We start from the raw sequence: 15,786 nt of genomic DNA, 5'->3' as shown, positions 1-15,786 counted from the left end.
GGGGCGCGGGGCTCAGCCCAGCCACGACGATGCCGCAGACGATCGACGGCAGACCGTGGTACTTCCTCGGTTCTGCTACGGTGCGCCCATGGCGGCGAAGAAGGCCGAACAGGCACTCGTGGACCAGTGGCGGGACATCCTCGCCCTGCACGCCCGAACCCAGTGCGAGATCGACCGCGTGCTGCACGGCCACGGGCTGTGCGCCAGCGACTTCGAGGTCCTCGACCTGCTCTCCGAGGGCTCCGCGGGGGACGGCGGCTGCGCCTACCGCGTGCAGGAGATCTCCGACCGCGTCCACCTCAGCCAGAGTGCGCTGTCCCGCCTGATCGCACGCCTGGAGAAGGACGGCCTTGTCGAGCGAGCCATGTGTGCCGAGGACCGGCGGGGCGTGCGTGTGGCGCTCACGGTGAAGGGGCGCGCCTTGTACGGCGAACTGCTTCCGGCGCAGCGCGCGGTACTGACACGGATGCTGGACGGCTGACCGCCGCGGCCCGCTCGAGCGTCTGCCGTCGGATCGCGGAGGCCGGCCGACGCACCGCTCGACGGTCTGCCGGCGTCAGATCGCGGACGTCTCCCGCCACAGGTCGGCCAGTGCGGCGTCGCCCGTCACGCTGGGCAGCGGCACCCGGTTCCACAGCGCCAGGTACAACTGATCGGCAGGACCGGACAGTTCGGCCGCCGCCGGACCCGATTCGTCGCGCGTGGTCATCGGCGGCCCGGCCGACAGCCGTACGGTCCACACCGCGTCCGCACACCCCTCCGCGCCGACGGCCCGCACTCGCAGCACGCGCGGCCCGTCGGTACGGACCCGGCTCCTGCGGCGGGCGTGGAAGCCGCGCAACAGCTCGTCGATGCCGTCCACCGCGAAGTCCGCGGCGACCGGCGACGGGGTGCCGACGCCCGCCGACTCGGCGTCATGACGGTGCACGGTCGTCTCATGCGCCTGCCGCCGGGTCCAGAACGCCAGCGGCGACGGGCTGGGCGCGGGGTGGAAGGTCCAGCAATCCAGGTCGGCAGGTGCGCCGGCCAGGGTGTCGAGCAGCCGGCGGTGACTGTCCCGGTACCAGGCCACCAGCTCGTCGCCGTCAAGGTCCGGGAGCTCGCCCATGGGCCGGGGAGCGGTGTGCCCCTCGGCCACGAAACCGGTGGCCCAGTGGTGCACGCTGCCCGTGTGCCGCAACAGGTCGCGCACCTGCCAGCGCGGGCAGGACGGCACCTCGGCCCCGGTGCCCGCGCGCTCGGCGGCCGCCGCCAGCAGCCGGCCCTCCCGGTCCAGGGTCTGAAGGAAGTCGGCAGTCTCCATGAGGCGAGTGTGCCCCATGCGACGCGACGGGCCTCAGAAATCGACCGGGTCCCGGACGATCGGGCAGGTCATGCAGTGGCCGCCGCCCCGGCCCCGGCCCAGCTCGGCGCCGACGATCGTGATCACCTCGATACCGGCCTTGCGCAGCAGGTTGTTCGTCTGGGTGTTGCGGTCGTACGTGATCACCACGCCCGGTTCCAGCGCGACCGCGTTGTTGCCGCTGTCCCACTGCTGCCGCTCGGACGCGTACACGTCGCCGCCGGTCTCCACGACGTGCAGCCGGGGCAGACCGAGCGCGTCGGCGACCACGTCGACGAACGGGGTGGAGCCCTCGTCGGTGATCTCGACGCCCGGTGCCCGGTCCCCGGGGCGCAGCGAGAAGGCGTGGACTCCGTCCATGATCTTCGGATACAGCGTCACCACGTCGCGGTCGGCGAAGGTGAACACCGTGTCGAGGTGCATCGCGGAGCGCAGCTTGGGCATGGCGGCCACGACGACACGCTCGGCGGCGCCCTGGTCGAACAGCGCCTTCGCGACCTGGGTGACCGCCTGCCGGGAGGTGCGCTCGCTCATGCCCATGAGGACGATCCCGTTGCCGACCGGCATGATGTCGCCGCCCTCGAACGAAGCCTGCCCCCAGTCGAGTTCGGGGTCGCCCCACCACACGGTGCAGCCCGCGTAGTCGGGATGGAACGTGTAGATCGCCTTCATCAGCAGCGTCTCGTCGTGCCGTGCGGGCCAGTACAGCGGGTTGAGGGTGAGCCCGCCGTACAGCCAGCACGTCGTGTCACGCGTGTAGAGGGTGTTGGGCAGCGGCGGCATCAGATACCCGCGGCCGCCGGTGGACTCGCGGGCCAGCGCGATGTAGTCGGAGCGGTACTCGTCCGGGAGGTCGGCGGTGGACAGACCGCCGATCAGGTACTTGGCCAGCTGGGTCGGCTCCAGGGTCTCCAGATAGGCCCGCGTGGTCTCCATCAGCCCGAGGCCGACCTCGTTGGCGACGATCTTCCGGTCCAGGAGCCAGTCCCGCGCCATCGGGTCGGCCATGGTGTGCGCGAGCAGATCGTGCAACTCGACGACGTCGATGTCCCGTTCACGCAGCTTGTTGACGAAGTCGGCGTGGTCGCGCTGGGCGTTCTCCACCCACATCACGTCGTCGAACAGCAGGTCGTCGACGTTGGTCGGGGTCAGCCGGCGATGGGCGAGGCCGGGCGCGCACACGAGCACCTTGCGCAGCCTGCCGACCTCCGAGTGGACGCCGTACGCGGGCCGGTTCGCGGGGACTTGACTGGTCACGGGGCACCTTTCGGGCGTCGAGGGCGGTCAGAGGCTGCGCCGGCCGAGCGCCAGGGCGAGGATCCCGAGGACCGCTCCGGCGACCGGGACGGCGAGGACGACCAGGTCGCGTGCCGAGAAGAGGCGCCGGCCCTGCTCCCGGCGGGCCGTGTGGAGCTGGGACTCTGCGTCGACGGGGCCTGCGCCATGGTTCACACGATGGGCCACGCCCCGGGCGCATGCACCTTTTGTTGAGCCGGGATGCTTTTGTCGGCGCGGGTTCGGCGTCAGCGGCGGGACGGGCCGGGCGCCGGGTTCGGGAGGCGTACCTGCGTGCGAGGCTGTGGCGGCGGGAGGTGTCGTGGGCGGGCGCCGGATTCGACGTCGTTGACCAACTGGACGGCGCGGTGCGGCCGTGCGGGGCGGGAAGGCCGTCGCCGCCCCCCGGTCAGGGTGCGGTGGACCCGGTGCCAGGCGCGGCCGGGTCGGCCCTCGTGGTGGTCGACGAGGCACGCGCGTAGCCGGCGAGGAGCGTGGTCCAGGCGTCGCGGATGTTCGCGTGCCACAGGGCCCGCGGGCGCTGCGCCGCGCGGCACCCGGGTCGAAACCGGCCTGCACCACCGTCGGCGCGGCCCGGCTCACCGCCGTGGAGGGGCCCGCGGGCCCCTCCAGGGGGATCGCGTCCGCGGCTCGCCGGAACAGCTCCGCGACCCGCGCGCGTCACGCTGCCGCAGCGCCGGCAGGCCTCCGGCGAATGGCTGTGCGGTACTACGTACGCGTACGGGGTGCATGCCGCACGCGTGCGTATCGCTCAGCCGGTCGCCGCGTGCCGCGTGAGGAAGCCGATGAGCGTGGCGACGCCCGCGAGCACGGCGACGCTCGTGAGGGCGGCGGACAACGAGAACGCCTCGGCCATGAAGCCGATCGCGGGCGGCCCGAGGAGCATGCCCCCGTAGCCGAGCGTGGAGGCGACGGCCACGCCGCTCGGCCCGGCGAGTCTGCCCGCGCGCTCGATGGCGACCGGGAAGAGATTGGCGAGACCGAGTCCGGTGACGGCGAAGCCGAGCAGCGCCGCCCAGACGGAGGGAGCCAGCGAGCCGAGCAGCATGCCCACGGCCGCGGTGGTGCCGCCCGCGACCACGGTACGGGTCCGGCCGAGCCGTTCGAGCAGAGTCGACCCGGTGAGTCTGCCGACGGTCATGGCGAGTGCGAAGGCCGAGTACCCCGCCGCCGCGAGCCCCGCCGAAGTCTCCAGGTCCTGCTGGAGGTGGAGGGCGCCCCAGTCGGCCATGGCGCCTTCACCGTACGCCGTGCACAGCGCGATCAGGCCGAAGACGACCACCAGCCAACGCGTACGGCCGTCGAGGCGCCGTGGGCCTTCTGTGCCGGTGCCGGCAGGGTGGTCCACCGGTCGCGGCGGCTCGTGCCGTAGGAGGGTGGGGCCCGCGGCGGCGGTCACGAGCAGCCCGACGACGGTCAGGCCGAGCAGGTGCCGGGTGGGAGAGAGGGCTCCGGCGACCAGCCCGCCCAGGCCCGCACCGATCATCCCGCCGAGACTGAAGGCCGCGTGGAAGCTCGGCATGATCGGCCGCCGGAGCGCGGCGACGAGATCGACGGCGGCGCTGTTGAAGGCCACGTTGATCCCGCCGTACGCGGCCCCGAAGACCAGCAGGACGGCGCCCAGGGCGGCCACCGAGTGGGTGAGCGGCGGCAGGGCGACGCTGAGGGAGAGCAGGACGGCGCATCCGACCGTGACCGGATGGCTGCCGTACCGGCGGCACAGGCGTCCGGTGAGTGTCATGGTGACGACCGCTCCGGCGGAGACGCCGAGGAGCGCGAGCCCGAGGGCGCCGGCCGAGGCGTGGGTCTGTTCCTTCACGGCGGGGATGCGGACGACCCAGCCGGCGAAGACGAAACCGTCGAGGGCGAAGAAGGCGGTGATCGCGATCCGGAGGCGGGTGAGGTCGGTACCCGGCACGGCGCTGTGCGTACGGGTTTTGTTTATTGGCGGCACAAAGTAAGGCTAGGTGCGGGGTGGAAGCGGGGCAAGGCCACCGACGGCAGCCACCCGTCGGTACTGCGCCGTTCCACGTGCCGTGTCCGTCCACCCCCGGCTCGATACGGTTGAAGCGTCGCTGCCGTCCCCGCGTCGCCCGAGTCACCGCGTGAGCAAGCCCGAGGAGAGCCGGTCATGACCCCATTCCCCACCGCGCGAGGCGTGCGGACAACCCCGGAAGGCCTCCTGTGGGAGCCCAGCGAGCGCTGGGTGCGCGGCCGCGCCGGCGAGGTCACCGTCGTCGACAGCCGTCACCCCGTCCTCGTCTGGGAGCCGGACAGCCCCGTCCCGCTGTACGCCTTCCCGCGCGCGGAGGTGCGCGAGGACCTCCTCCGGCCCGCGAAGAACCCGCGGACCGGCACGCACACCGGCTCGCGGATCTTCTACGACCTGGAGATCGACGGCGAGCCGCTGGAGAACGCCGCCTGGACCTTCCCCGCCGCCGACCTCGCCGACCACATCGCCTTCGAGTGGTTCCGGCGCAGCGGCAGGGGCCTCGACCACTGGTACGAGGAGGAGGAAGAGATCTTCGTCCACCCCCGGGACCCGTACAAGCGCGTCGACGCCGTCCCGAGCAGCCGGCACGTCCGGGTCGAGATCGACGGCACAGTTGTCGCCGACACCCACCGCCCGGTGCTGGTCTTCGAGACCGGCCTGCCCACGCGGTACTACATCCCGCGCGAGGACGTCCGCCTCGACCTGCTGGAGCCCACCGACCACCACACCGGCTGCCCCTACAAGGGCACGGCCGAGTACTGGTCCTGGCGGGGCGAGGCCGACGTGCCGCCGAACATCCTGTGGAGCTACCCGGACCCGCTGCCCGCGGTCGGCGCCGTCCAGGGCCTCCTCGCCTTCTACAACGAGGAGGTGGACATCACCGTCGACGGCGAACGCCTGGAGCGGCCCGTCACTTCCTTCAGCAGGAAACCCACGTCGGCCTGACCGGCACCCGTCAGGGCCGGCCAGCGCGCTCCAAGGGGATCTTCTCGCCCGCCTCGACCGCGATCGGCAGCCGGTTCTCCGCCGGTGGCAGCGGGCAGGTCGCCAGGTCCGTGTAGGCGCAGGGCAGATTGCCGGCGCGGTTGAAGTCGATCGTGACCCGGCCCTCGGCGTCGGGCGCGGCGATCTGCAGGGAGCGGTTCGCCGCGTACGTGGTCACGCCGGAGGTCCGGTCGGTGAACAGCACCATCAGGGAGCCGGGCGCGGAGCCGTTGAACGCGGTGAGCCGGTGCCGCGTGCCGGCCGGCTCGAACTCGATCTGGCCGGGGGAGTCGTAGACATGCTCCAGACCCTCGACAGCGGGCCCCACGGTCACCGGCCGCGGGGTGTCGAAGGGCAGGAAGCGGCCCTCCCGGACCCAGCGCGGGTCGGGCTCGTACACCGGCGTGGACGTGAAGCCCGCGTCACGACCTGCGGTGCGCCCCGGGTCCCGGCCGGGCCGTGACGTCCCTCGGGGTCAGGGCCGCGCGGTCCTCGGCGCACTCGACGACGACCCGCACCGGGGCTCCGCACGCGGAGTGGTGGATGTCCAGGACGGGGCCCTCCGGGTCGGCGGCGTACGTCTCGCCCCACTGCCGGAGTGCGATGAGGACGGGCCACAGGTCCCAGCCCTTGCGGGTCAGCCGGTACTCGTTGCGGGAGCGGCTGCCCGGCTCCTGGTACGGCACGGTCCTGAGGATGCCGGCTGCGGTCAGCTTCCGGAGCCGGTCGCTCAGCACCGCCTCGGACAGGCCGATGTGACGGCGGAAGTCGTCGAAGCGGCTGACCCCGTTCGCCGCGTCCCGCAGGATCAGCAGCGTCCACTTCTCGCCGACGACGTCGAGCGTGCGCTGGACCGTGCAGTTCTCCGTGCTCGCCTCAAGCCACTCCATGGCACCCATGGTAGGGAGCTGACTTCGACATTGACAGTCAGAGGAGCGTACGGCTAGCTTCGATCGACGAAGTCAGGCGAGGAGGCAAGGCACCGTGGGACGGACACGAACGTACGAGTGGGAGGACCCCGCGGTCTCGGCGGCGGCCGTCGGCCGCGCCTCCGGCCTCGATTTCCTGCGCGACATGCAGGCCGGGCGGCTGCCCGGACCGCCCATCCTCGCCACCCTGGACTTCAGGCTCGAGGCGGTGGACGAGGGCCGGGTGGTGTTCGCGCTGACGCCGGGCGAGGACCACTACAACCCGATCGGCAGCGTGCACGGCGGCGTCTACGCGACCCTGCTCGACTCGGCGGCGGGCTGCGCGGTGCAGTCCACGCTGCCCGCCGGCATGGGCTACACCTCGCTGGACCTGACCGTGAAGTTCCTTCGGCGCATCACCGTGGACACCGGCCCCGTGCGCGCCATCGGCACGGTCGTGAACAGCGGCCGTACGACCGCCCTCGCGCAGGCCACCCTGGTCGACGCGAAGGAACGCCTGCTCGCGCACGCCACCAGCAGCTGTCTGCTGTTCCCGGTGTCCGGGGCCTGAAACGGCGACATCGGTTCCCCCCCCGTCCGGCTGTTCCCGCCTCTGACCAACTGCCCCACCGGCCTGCCATGCTGAAAGTTCCGTACTGACGCACTGGAGGCCCCATGTCAGAGCCGTCCGTCCTCGCCTCGCTGGTGTCCGCGTTGCGGGGCGGGTCGATCCAGATCGTCGACCTCACCTCGCCTCTGTCGTCGTCCACGCCGGTCATCGAACTGCCGCCTGAATTCGGCCAGACGGCGGTGTTCGAACTGGAGGAGATCAGCCGGTACGACGACCGGGGACCGGCCTGGTACTGGAACAACTTCCGCAGCGGCGAGCACACCGGCACCCACTTCGACGCCCCGAACCACTGGGTGACCGGGAAGGACCTCGGCGACGTGGCGTCCGTCCCGGCGGACCGGCTGATCGCACCGGCCGCCGTCCTTGACTTCACCGCCGAGGCGCGCAAGGACCCGGACTTCCTCGTCGAGGTGGACCATGTGAAGGCTTGGGAGGCCGAGCACGGTCCGCTGCCCGACGGCGGCTGGCTGCTGCTGCGCACCGGCTGGGACACCCGCTCGCACTCCCAGGAGAGCTTCCTCAACGCGGACGAGAACGGCCCGCACACCCCCGGCCTGTCACCGGAGTGCGCCCGCTGGGTGGCCCAGGAGTCGCCGGTGCTCGGTCTCGGCGTCGAGACGGTGGGCACCGACGCCGGACGCGGCCACTCGTTCGACCCGCCCTTCCCGTGCCACTCCTACCTCATGGGCAGCGCCAAGTACGGGCTCACCCAGCTGCGCAACCTCGCGGCCCTCCCCCCGACCGGCTCCGTCGTGATCGCCGGGCCGCTGCCCATCGTCGCCGGCTCCGGTGCTCCCGCGCGCGTGCTCGCGCTGGTGGAACGGTGATGAAGGCCGCGGAAGCAGTCGGCCGGGCGCTGGCCGCGGCCGGTGTCGGACAGGTCTTCGGCGTGGTCGGGTCGGGCAACTTCCATCTGACCAACGCCATGGTCGCGGCGGGATCGCGGTTCGTCGCCGCCCGCCACGAGGGCGGCGCGGCGACGATGGCCGACGCCCACGCGCGCGTGAGCGGCACGGTCACCGCGCTCTCCGTCCACCAGGGGCCCGGCCTGACGAACGCCCTCACCGGCATCACCGAGGCGGCCAAGAGCCGTACGCCGCTCCTCGTGCTGGCGGCCGAGGTGACCGAGCCGCGTTCCAACTTCCACATCGACCAGGAAGCGCTGGCTCGCGCCGTCGGTGCCGTCCCGATGCGTGTCACGTCGGCCGAGGACGCGGTGGGTCAGACCTGTGCGGCGGTCCGGCATGCCCTGCACGAACGGCGCACCGTGCTGCTCAACCTCCCGCTCGGAGTACAGGCCCAGGACGTGCCCGAGGGTGCCCTGGCCCTCACCGCGCCGCCGTCCGCGCGCGTGCCCGTGGAGCCGTCGGACGCCGACGTGACGGCACTGGCACGAGCGCTCGAACAGGCTCAGCAGCCCGTCTTCGTGGCCGGCCGGGGAGCCCGTACACCCGGCGCCCGCGACGCCCTCGAAGCGCTTGCCGAGGACCGCGGCGCGCTGCTCGCGACGTCTGCCGTGGCACGCGGCCTGTTCCACGCGAACCCCTGGTCGCTCGACGTGTCCGGCGGCTTCGCCTCGCCCCTGGCGGCCGAACTGATCCAGGGCGCCGACCTCGTAGTGGGCTGGGGCTGCGCGCTGAACATGTGGACCATGCGGCACGGCCGCCTGATCGGCGCCGGTACCACCGTGGCCCAGATCGACGACGACGCGTCCGCGCTCGGCGCACACCGCGAAGTACACGTCGGCGTCACCGGAGACGTGGAACTCACGGCACGCCGCGTGCGGGAGACGGCCGGCGTACGACGGCAGGGTTACCGGACCCCGGCCATCGGCGGAGCCATCGCCGCGCGTGTGCGCTGGCGGGACGTGCCGTACGAGGACACGAGCGGCCGCGACCGGATCGACTCGCGCACGCTGAGCATCGCCCTCGACGACATCCTTCCCGCGGAGCGGATCATCGGCGTGGACTCCGGCAATTTCATGGGCTACCCGAGCATGTATCTGTCGGTGCCGGACGAGTCCGGCTTCTGCTTCACCCAGGCGTTCCAGTCGATCGGCCTCGGCCTCGCGACCGCGATCGGCGCCGCGCTGGCACGGCCGGACCGGCTCCCGGTGGCCGCGCTCGGCGACGGCGGCGCACTGATGGGCGCGGCGGAACTCGACACCGTACGACGGCTCGGGCTGCCGATGGTCGTGATCGTCTACAACGACGACGCGTACGGAGCGGAGGTCCACCACTTCGGTCCGGACGGGTATCCGCTCGACACGGTCGAGTTCCCGCCCACGGACATCGCCGCCGTGGCACGCGGCTACGGATTCGAGGCCGTGACCGTGCGCACGAGTGCCGACCTCAAGGGCGTGGCCGACTGGGTCGGCGGCTCGCGCTCCGCGCCCCTGCTCGTCGACGCCAAGGTGACCGCCGACCGCGGGGCGTGGTGGCTCGAGGAGGCGTTCCGCGGCCACTGAGGGGCAGCGCGGGCTCAGTCGGCGGGCGCCGAGATGTCGTACGAGATCCGCCCGGCCGGCAGGAAGAACAGCGCGATCAGGGCGCCTCCCCTGACCTCCGGGTAGCGGTGGCTCCCGGGTTCCGGCGCGGTCCACCCCGGGCCGCACCAGCCCCGCGGGCCCATCAGGCGGGCCTCCGGGTCGAGCGGCACCACCAGGTTCAACTCGCCGTACGGATGCTGGTGGTACTGGCCCCGGTAGGGCTCCACGCTGTTCATGTACACCGCGGTGACGCTGAAGTAGTTGAGCGCGGCGGTGGGTTCGGCGAGCCGGCCGCGCCGGTACTTCGGGCCGTCGAGTTCGTCGGCGGCGGCCCAGCCGTCCCGCACGCCTGCGGTGATCAGCCGTGCCAGGTCGTCGTACACCGGGGTGCCGGGTCCATGGGTCTGGTCGAGCCGGGTCTCCAGGTCGCCTCCGGCGGTCCGGTTCTTGACCTCCTCCAGGAACGGGATGCTCCGGTCGATCAACTCCTGAACGGACGGCATGGCGGGCTCCTCTCTTCGGTTGCTTCGAGGTCAGGAGGGCATTTGATTACAGTCAATAGCTGTAACGTAACTTTCCTTTCGCCTTGCCGGCACACACCGCCCGATCCGCGTGTTTCGTGCAGCCGAACGCGCGGATCGTGCAGGAGTTCACACGGACGTCATTCGCATACTCGGTGGCTCAGGCGACCGGCGCACCCAGGATGACTCGCGGAGGCGGAGCTCAATGCGGACGTTCGTGTACACATCCCATCCCTCACGGGTGGTCTTCGGCTCCGGAGCGGTCGACCGGCTCCGCCAGGAGGTGGAGCGGCTCGGCTGCGACAGGGTCCTGCTGCTGTCCGGCCCGCATCTCGAGGCGGCCACCGCGCGGGTCCGTGAGGCGCTCGGCGGCCGCCTGGCGGCGGAGTTCGGCGGCGCGGCCATGCACACCCCGGTGGAGGTGACGGAGCAGGCCCTCGCCGTGCTCCGCGAGTCCTCCGCCGACGGCATCGTGGCCCTCGGGGGCGGCTCGACCACGGGACTGTCCAAGGCCCTCGCCCTGCGCACCGGTCTTCCGCAGGTGATCCTGCCGACCACCTATGCCGGCTCCGAGGTGACCCCCGTGCTCGGCGAGACCCGGGACGGCCGCAAGGTCACACAGTCCTCCCCGGAGATCCTCCCCGAAACCGTCGTCTACGACGTCGACTTCACCCTCACCCTGCCGCTGCCCCTCACGATCACGAGCGGTGTCAACGCCCTCGCGCACGCCGTCGAGGCCCTGTACTCCGCCGACGCCAACCCGGTCACCGACCGGCAGGCGCTCGACGCGATCTCCCTCGTCGCACGCTCTCTGCCCCGCCTCGCCGAGAACCCCGCCGACGGGGAGGCACGCGCCGACCTGTTGCACGCCGCCTGGCTCGCCGGAATCTGTCTCGCCACGGTCGGCATGGGCCTGCACCACAAGCTGTGCCACACCCTCGGCGGCAGCTTCGACCTGCCGCACGCCCCGACCCACACCGTCGTCCTGCCGCACGTCATGGCCTACAACGCCGAGGCGGCCCCCGACGTGATGCGCCGCATCGCCGACGCCCTCGGCGTCCCGGACGCACCCTCGGGCATGTACGACCTGGTCGCCTCCCTGGGCGGGCCGACCTCGCTGCGCGACCTCGGCATGCCTCAGGCCGGCCTCGACCGTGCCGCGGAACTGGCCACGTCGACGCCGTACCCCAACCCGCGCCCGGTGACCGCCGAGGGCATCACCGAGCTGCTGACCGAAGCCTGGCACGGACGCCGCCCCGAGGGACCGTCGTCCACCGAGACCAAGCTGGCCCGGCTCACCGAGCAGGTGGTGGCCGGCTTCGGCCAGGCGCCCGACGCCCGGGTCCGCACCCTGCTCAGCGACCTCGTCCGGCGTCTGCACGCCTTCGTCGCCGCCAACGACGTCACCGACGCCGAATGGCAGTACGCCATCGACTACCTCACCCGCACCGGCCAGATCTGCACGGATACCCGGCAGGAGTTCGTGCTCCTCTCGGACACCCTCGGCGTCTCCAGCGCGGTCGACCTGCTCACCAACTCCCGTACGCCCACGACCACTCCGTCCGCCGTGCTCGGCCCCTTCTACACACCGGGCCCGCCCGAGGCCGAGCACGGCAGCGACATCGCCGGGGGACTGCCCGGCACACCGCTGTGGGTCGACGTACGGATCACGGACACCGACGGCGAACCGCTCGAGGACGCCGTCGTGGACGTCTGGCAGTCCAACGAGGACGGCTTCTACGACGTCCAACTCCCCGACCTGGACGGGCCGGTGCTGCGCGCCCGGCTGCGCACCGACACCGGGGGACGGCTCACCTTCTGGTCGATCCTCCCGGCCGCCTACCCGATCCCCGGGGACGGCCCGGTCGGGCACATGCTCGCCGCCGTCGGCCGCCATCGCTACCGGGCACCCCACCTTCACTTCATGATCGACGCGCCGGGTCACCGCAAGCTCGTCACGCAGCTGTTCGTGGCGGGCGGCGACTACCTGGACAGCGACACGGTCTTCGGCGTCAAGGACGAACTCGTCGTCGACTTCACGCCGCACACCGGACCCACCCCCGACGGCCGCCCCGTCGACGGGGAGTGGCGCCGGCTCGACTACACCTTCCGCATCGCCCCCCTGGCCGACCGCACGAGGAGCCTCCGCCCATGACCACATCCAAGGCACCCGCCGCCTACGACACCGACGTCCTCGTCGTCGGCAGTGGCCCCGCAGGCGGTTCGACCGCCCTGCTGCTCGCCACCTACGGCATCCGCACCCTGCTGGTGACGAAGTACGGCTGGCTGGCCAACACCCCGCGCGCCCACATCACCAACCAGCGCACCATGGAGGTCCTGCGCGACCTCGGCGTCGAGTCCGAGGCACTCGCCCTCGGCAGCCCGTCGCACCTCATGGGCGACACGGTGCTGTGCACCGCGCTCACCGGGCAGGAGATCGGCCGTATCCGCAGCTGGGGCACCGGACCCGCGTCGGCCACCGAGTACGCCTCCAAGAGCCCCAGCCAGATGATCGACCTGCCCCAGACCTATCTGGAGCCGATCCTGGTGAGCAACGCGGCCGCTCGCGGCGCCAAGGTCCGTTTCGACACCGAGTTCCTCGACTTCACCCAGGACGAGGACGGCGTCACGGCCCGGCTGCGCGACCGGGTCCGCGGCGACGAGTTCACCGTACGGGCCCGTTATCTCGTGGGCGCCGACGGCGGACGCAGCACGATCGCCGAGCAGCTCGGGCTGCCCTTCGACGGGCGGACGGCCAAGGCCGGCAGCATGAACATCGTCTTCAAGGCCGACCTCGCCCGCTACTGCTCGCACCGGCCCAGCGTCCTGTACTGGGTGCTGCGGCCCGGCGCGGAGACCGGCGGCATCGGCATGGGTCTCGTCCGCATGGTCCGGCCGTGGAACGAGTGGCTGCTCGTGTGGGGGTACGACATCGAACAGCCGCCGCCGGAGGTGACCGAGGAGGAGGCGCGGCGGATCGTCCGCGACCTCGTCGGCGACCCCGACCTGCCCGTGGAGATCACGTCGACCTCGCTGTGGACCGTCAACCACACCTACGCCAAGGCCTATTCGTCCGGCCGGGTGTTCTGTGCCGGGGACGCAGTGCACCGTCATCCGCCGTCCAACGGGCTCGGCTCCAACACCTCGATCCAGGACGCGTACAACCTCGCCTGGAAGCTCGCCATGGTGGTCCGTGGCGAGGCCGGACCTTCGCTCCTCGACAGCTACACCGCCGAACGCGCACCTGTCGGACGGCAGATCGTCGACCGGGCCAATCTGAGCCGCGACCAGTTCGGCCCGATCTTCGACGTGCTCGGCGTCGGCGCCGGCAGCGACGAGCAGGCCATCGCCGAGGGGCTCGCGGCCCTCGGGTCCCGTACTTCCGAGGGCGCCAAGAAGCGGCGTCTGCTGGAAGAGGCGATCCAGCTCAAGAACTACGAGTTCAACGCGCACGGCGTCGAGATGAACCAGCGCTACGACTCCACCGCTGTCCTGCCCGACGACAGCCCTGCCGAAGTCTGGGTCCAAGACCAGGAGTTGGTCCACCGTCCGACCACCCGGCCCGGCGCCAAGCTCCCGCACGCCTGGCTCGTCGGTTCCGAGGGCGAGCGCGTCTCCACACTCGACGTCGTCGGCAAGGGCGTCTTCGCCGTGCTGACCGGACTGTCGGGTCATGTCTGGGAGGCCGCGGCGAGCGCGAGCCGGGACGAACTCGGTGTCCCGCTGCGGTTCGTGCGCGTCGGCGACGGCAACTCCCGTGACGCGTACGGCGAATGGAGTCGCGTCAGCGAGATCGGCGAGGAGGGCGTTCTCCTGGTGCGCCCGGACGGCCATGTTGCCTGGCGGCGCGCCGACGCGCCCGACTCGGAGGCGGCGGCGCGGGACGAACTCCTCGGCGCCCTGCGCCGGATCCTGGGGCGATGACATGGACAAGCAGGTGGCCTCGGCCGAAGAGGCCCTGGCGGACGCGCGGGACGGCCAGTCGTTCGCCGTCGGCGGCTTCGGCCTGAGCGGCGTCCCCGAGGTTCTCATCGGAGCCCTGTACGCGGCCGGCGCGAGCGGCCTCACGGTCGTGTCGAACAACTGCGGCGTCGACGGACGCGGCCTCGGCATCCTGCTGGCCGCGGGCCGTATCGCCCGGGTCACCGGCTCGTACATCGGCGACAACAAGGAGTTCGCGCGCCAGTACCTCGCGGGCGAGCTGGAGGTCGAACTGACCCCGCAGTGCACCCTCGCCGAGCGGCTGCGGGCCGGCGGCAGCGGCATACCGGCCTTCTACACCCCGGCCGGCGTCGGCACCCAGGTCGCCGAGGGCGGACTGCCGTGGCGGTACGGCCCTCGGGGCACCTCCTGTACGGCGTCCGGGGGGAGGGTCTGTCGCCGTGGCTTCGCCGCCCAAGGAGATACGCACCTTCGACGGCGTCGACCACGGGCCGCGCGCGGGGACCGGCACGGCAACCTCGTGTTCCACGGCGCGGCCCTGACGCGGCGGACGCCGTGGACGAGGTCCATGGCGCCGCCCCGCGGGCCCTGGTGCTGGAGCGCTGACGTACGACCGCGACCGTCAGCCGGGGAGCGGAATGCGGAACGCTGACGTACGGCGGTCGGCCGTCCTCAGCCGGGGACAGGAACGCGGAACGCTGACGTACGGCGGTCGTCGCCCCCCCTCAGCCGGTGCGGCGCAGGGCGGCCGGCGTCGTGCCGAGCCGGGCGCGCATCACCCGGGTGAGGTGCTCCTGATGCGAGAAACCGCAGTCCACGGCCACCTCGGCGATCGGCAGGGAGCCCGACCGCAGCAGCCGGCACGCCCGCTCCAGGCGCAGCTTGAGCAGGTACTGGTGCGGTGACCGACCCGTGCTCACCCGGAACTGCCGGGTGAACTGGCTGCCGCTCAGCGAGGCCGCGGCGGCGAGGTCCGCGATCGGCAGGGGCTCGGCCAGCCGCTCCTCCATGAGATCGCGCACGGCGGACAGCTGCCGCTCGGACAGCCCGCACGGTGCGGCCCGCGGCGCCGGGGTACCGGCGTGGTGCCGGCGCACGAGCTGCGCGGCGAGCATCGAGGTCAGCTGGTCGGTGTACGTCCGCGCCGCCGGCTCCCACGCTCGCACGGCGCCCTCCAGCGAGAGCATCAGCTGCTCGGCGAGCGGATCCGTCGCCCCCAGCTCCTCGGACAGCTCCACGGGGCGCCCGTCGTTCGCCTCGCGCAGCGCGTCGTCCGTGAGATAGGCGTGGATCGTGTCCAACTGGCCGCACAGTTCCACGGAAAGGGTGCGTCCGGCGGGCTGCAGGAAGAGACCGCCGGCCGGAACGGTCCGTGACCGCGTCGCCGCGCCCCGGCCCCGGCTCACCGTGACGGGCCCGTTGAGGTGCAGGATCAGCAGATGTGTGGCCGCGGGCTCGAAGGCCGCCCGGTAGGGCTCCTCCGCCTGCGCGGACAGATACAGGCGTTCCCATCCGAGCCCCGAACTGCTGGTGCGCCCCCGTACTCCGGGCTGCCGCAGGATCCCGACCGTGTCGGCCAGACCGAGTTCCGTCATGGTGCGACCTCCTTGCTGCACCGCCTGTAGTTGAATCCTAAATGAAGAGGGAATGTGCGGGAAGAGATGTCCGCAAGGGCCCGACC

The 15,786-nt window shown here is 72.1% G+C and carries 15 protein-coding genes and 1 pseudogene; 8 read left to right on the top strand and 8 right to left on the bottom strand.

Annotated features, from left to right (window positions below; genetic code table 11):
- Positions 1 to 88 precede the first annotated feature (88 nt).
- Positions 89 to 481: a MarR family winged helix-turn-helix transcriptional regulator gene (locus IEZ19_RS08665; RefSeq protein ID WP_189310495.1), complete on the top strand. Its 393-nt coding sequence runs from the start codon at positions 89 to 91 to the stop codon at positions 479 to 481.
- A gap of 75 nt (positions 482 to 556) precedes the next feature.
- Here the strand turns inward: IEZ19_RS08665 and IEZ19_RS08660 are convergent, their stop codons facing one another.
- The 4 genes from IEZ19_RS08660 to IEZ19_RS08645 form a co-directional block, all read right to left on the bottom strand.
- Entirely contained in the window at positions 557 to 1,303 is a 747-nt protein-coding gene (locus tag IEZ19_RS08660) for a maleylpyruvate isomerase family mycothiol-dependent enzyme (RefSeq protein WP_189310494.1), read from the bottom strand.
- Between the two features lie 33 nt (positions 1,304 to 1,336).
- On the bottom strand, positions 1,337 to 2,599 hold the full coding sequence (locus IEZ19_RS08655; protein WP_189310493.1) for an arginine deiminase: 1,263 nt from the start codon (positions 2,597 to 2,599) through the stop codon (positions 1,337 to 1,339).
- 27 nt (positions 2,600 to 2,626) lie between these two features.
- Positions 2,627 to 2,806 (bottom strand): hypothetical protein, encoded by a 180-nt coding sequence (locus tag IEZ19_RS08650; protein ID WP_189310492.1) that lies wholly within the window; start codon positions 2,804 to 2,806, stop codon positions 2,627 to 2,629.
- 583 nt (positions 2,807 to 3,389) lie between these two features.
- Positions 3,390 to 4,556 (bottom strand): MFS transporter, encoded by a 1,167-nt coding sequence (locus IEZ19_RS08645; protein ID WP_189310491.1) that lies wholly within the window; start codon positions 4,554 to 4,556, stop codon positions 3,390 to 3,392.
- 213 nt (positions 4,557 to 4,769) lie between these two features.
- Between IEZ19_RS08645 and IEZ19_RS08640 the strand changes: the two genes are divergently transcribed.
- A complete protein-coding gene (locus IEZ19_RS08640) occupies positions 4,770 to 5,576 on the top strand; it encodes a DUF427 domain-containing protein (protein WP_189310490.1) in 807 nt (268 codons plus the stop codon).
- A 10-nt stretch (positions 5,577 to 5,586) separates the two neighbouring features.
- Here IEZ19_RS08640 and IEZ19_RS08635 read toward each other — a convergent pair.
- A pseudogene (locus IEZ19_RS08635) lies at positions 5,587 to 6,036 on the bottom strand (DUF1684 domain-containing protein); the annotation flags it as partial.
- Between the two features lies 1 nt (position 6,037).
- The gene (locus IEZ19_RS08630) at positions 6,038 to 6,505 is read right to left on the bottom strand and encodes a winged helix-turn-helix transcriptional regulator (RefSeq protein WP_189310489.1); all 468 of its coding nucleotides are present in this window, start codon (positions 6,503 to 6,505) and stop codon (positions 6,038 to 6,040) included.
- Between the two features lie 94 nt (positions 6,506 to 6,599).
- Here IEZ19_RS08630 and IEZ19_RS08625 point away from each other — a divergent pair, with 94 nt between their 5' ends.
- From IEZ19_RS08625 to IEZ19_RS08615, 3 genes are all read left to right on the top strand, one after another.
- Entirely contained in the window at positions 6,600 to 7,094 is a 495-nt protein-coding gene (locus IEZ19_RS08625; RefSeq protein ID WP_189310488.1) for a PaaI family thioesterase, read from the top strand.
- 104 nt (positions 7,095 to 7,198) lie between these two features.
- Positions 7,199 to 7,981 (top strand): cyclase family protein, encoded by a 783-nt coding sequence (locus tag IEZ19_RS08620; protein WP_189310487.1) that lies wholly within the window; start codon positions 7,199 to 7,201, stop codon positions 7,979 to 7,981.
- A complete protein-coding gene (locus IEZ19_RS08615; protein WP_189310486.1) occupies positions 7,981 to 9,621 on the top strand; it encodes a thiamine pyrophosphate-binding protein in 1,641 nt (546 codons plus the stop codon). The genes IEZ19_RS08620 and IEZ19_RS08615 overlap by 1 nt, the downstream gene beginning before the upstream one ends.
- Before the next feature lie 14 nt (positions 9,622 to 9,635).
- Here IEZ19_RS08615 and IEZ19_RS08610 read toward each other — a convergent pair whose 3' ends face one another.
- Positions 9,636 to 10,145, bottom strand: a complete 510-nt coding sequence (locus IEZ19_RS08610; RefSeq protein ID WP_189310485.1) for a 4-hydroxylaminobenzoate lyase — start codon at positions 10,143 to 10,145, stop codon at positions 9,636 to 9,638.
- A gap of 223 nt (positions 10,146 to 10,368) precedes the next feature.
- On the opposite strand from IEZ19_RS08610, the gene IEZ19_RS08605 reads away from it, so the two are divergent.
- From IEZ19_RS08605 to IEZ19_RS08595, 3 genes are read left to right on the top strand one after another with little or no spacing between them, the layout of a single operon-like run.
- The gene (locus IEZ19_RS08605) at positions 10,369 to 12,318 is read left to right on the top strand and encodes a maleylacetate reductase and hydroxyquinol 1,2-dioxygenase domain-containing protein (protein ID WP_189310484.1); all 1,950 of its coding nucleotides are present in this window, start codon (positions 10,369 to 10,371) and stop codon (positions 12,316 to 12,318) included.
- Complete coding sequence (locus IEZ19_RS08600; RefSeq protein WP_189310483.1) at positions 12,315 to 14,087, top strand: FAD-dependent oxidoreductase; 1,773 nt, start codon at positions 12,315 to 12,317, stop codon at positions 14,085 to 14,087. The genes IEZ19_RS08605 and IEZ19_RS08600 overlap by 4 nt, the downstream gene beginning before the upstream one ends.
- Position 14,088: 1 nt before the next feature.
- A complete protein-coding gene (locus tag IEZ19_RS08595) occupies positions 14,089 to 14,757 on the top strand; it encodes a CoA transferase subunit A (protein WP_189310482.1) in 669 nt (222 codons plus the stop codon).
- 73 nt (positions 14,758 to 14,830) lie between these two features.
- Here IEZ19_RS08595 and IEZ19_RS08590 read toward each other — a convergent pair whose 3' ends face one another.
- A complete protein-coding gene (locus IEZ19_RS08590) occupies positions 14,831 to 15,700 on the bottom strand; it encodes a helix-turn-helix domain-containing protein (protein ID WP_189310481.1) in 870 nt (289 codons plus the stop codon).
- Positions 15,701 to 15,786 lie beyond the last annotated feature (86 nt).

This window comes from Streptomyces brasiliensis (assembly GCF_014647875.1).
Lineage (GTDB): Bacteria > Actinomycetota > Actinomycetes > Streptomycetales > Streptomycetaceae > Streptomyces > Streptomyces brasiliensis.
Note: the sequence above shows the minus strand (reverse complement) of the source record. Positions and strands in the feature narration are given on the sequence as shown.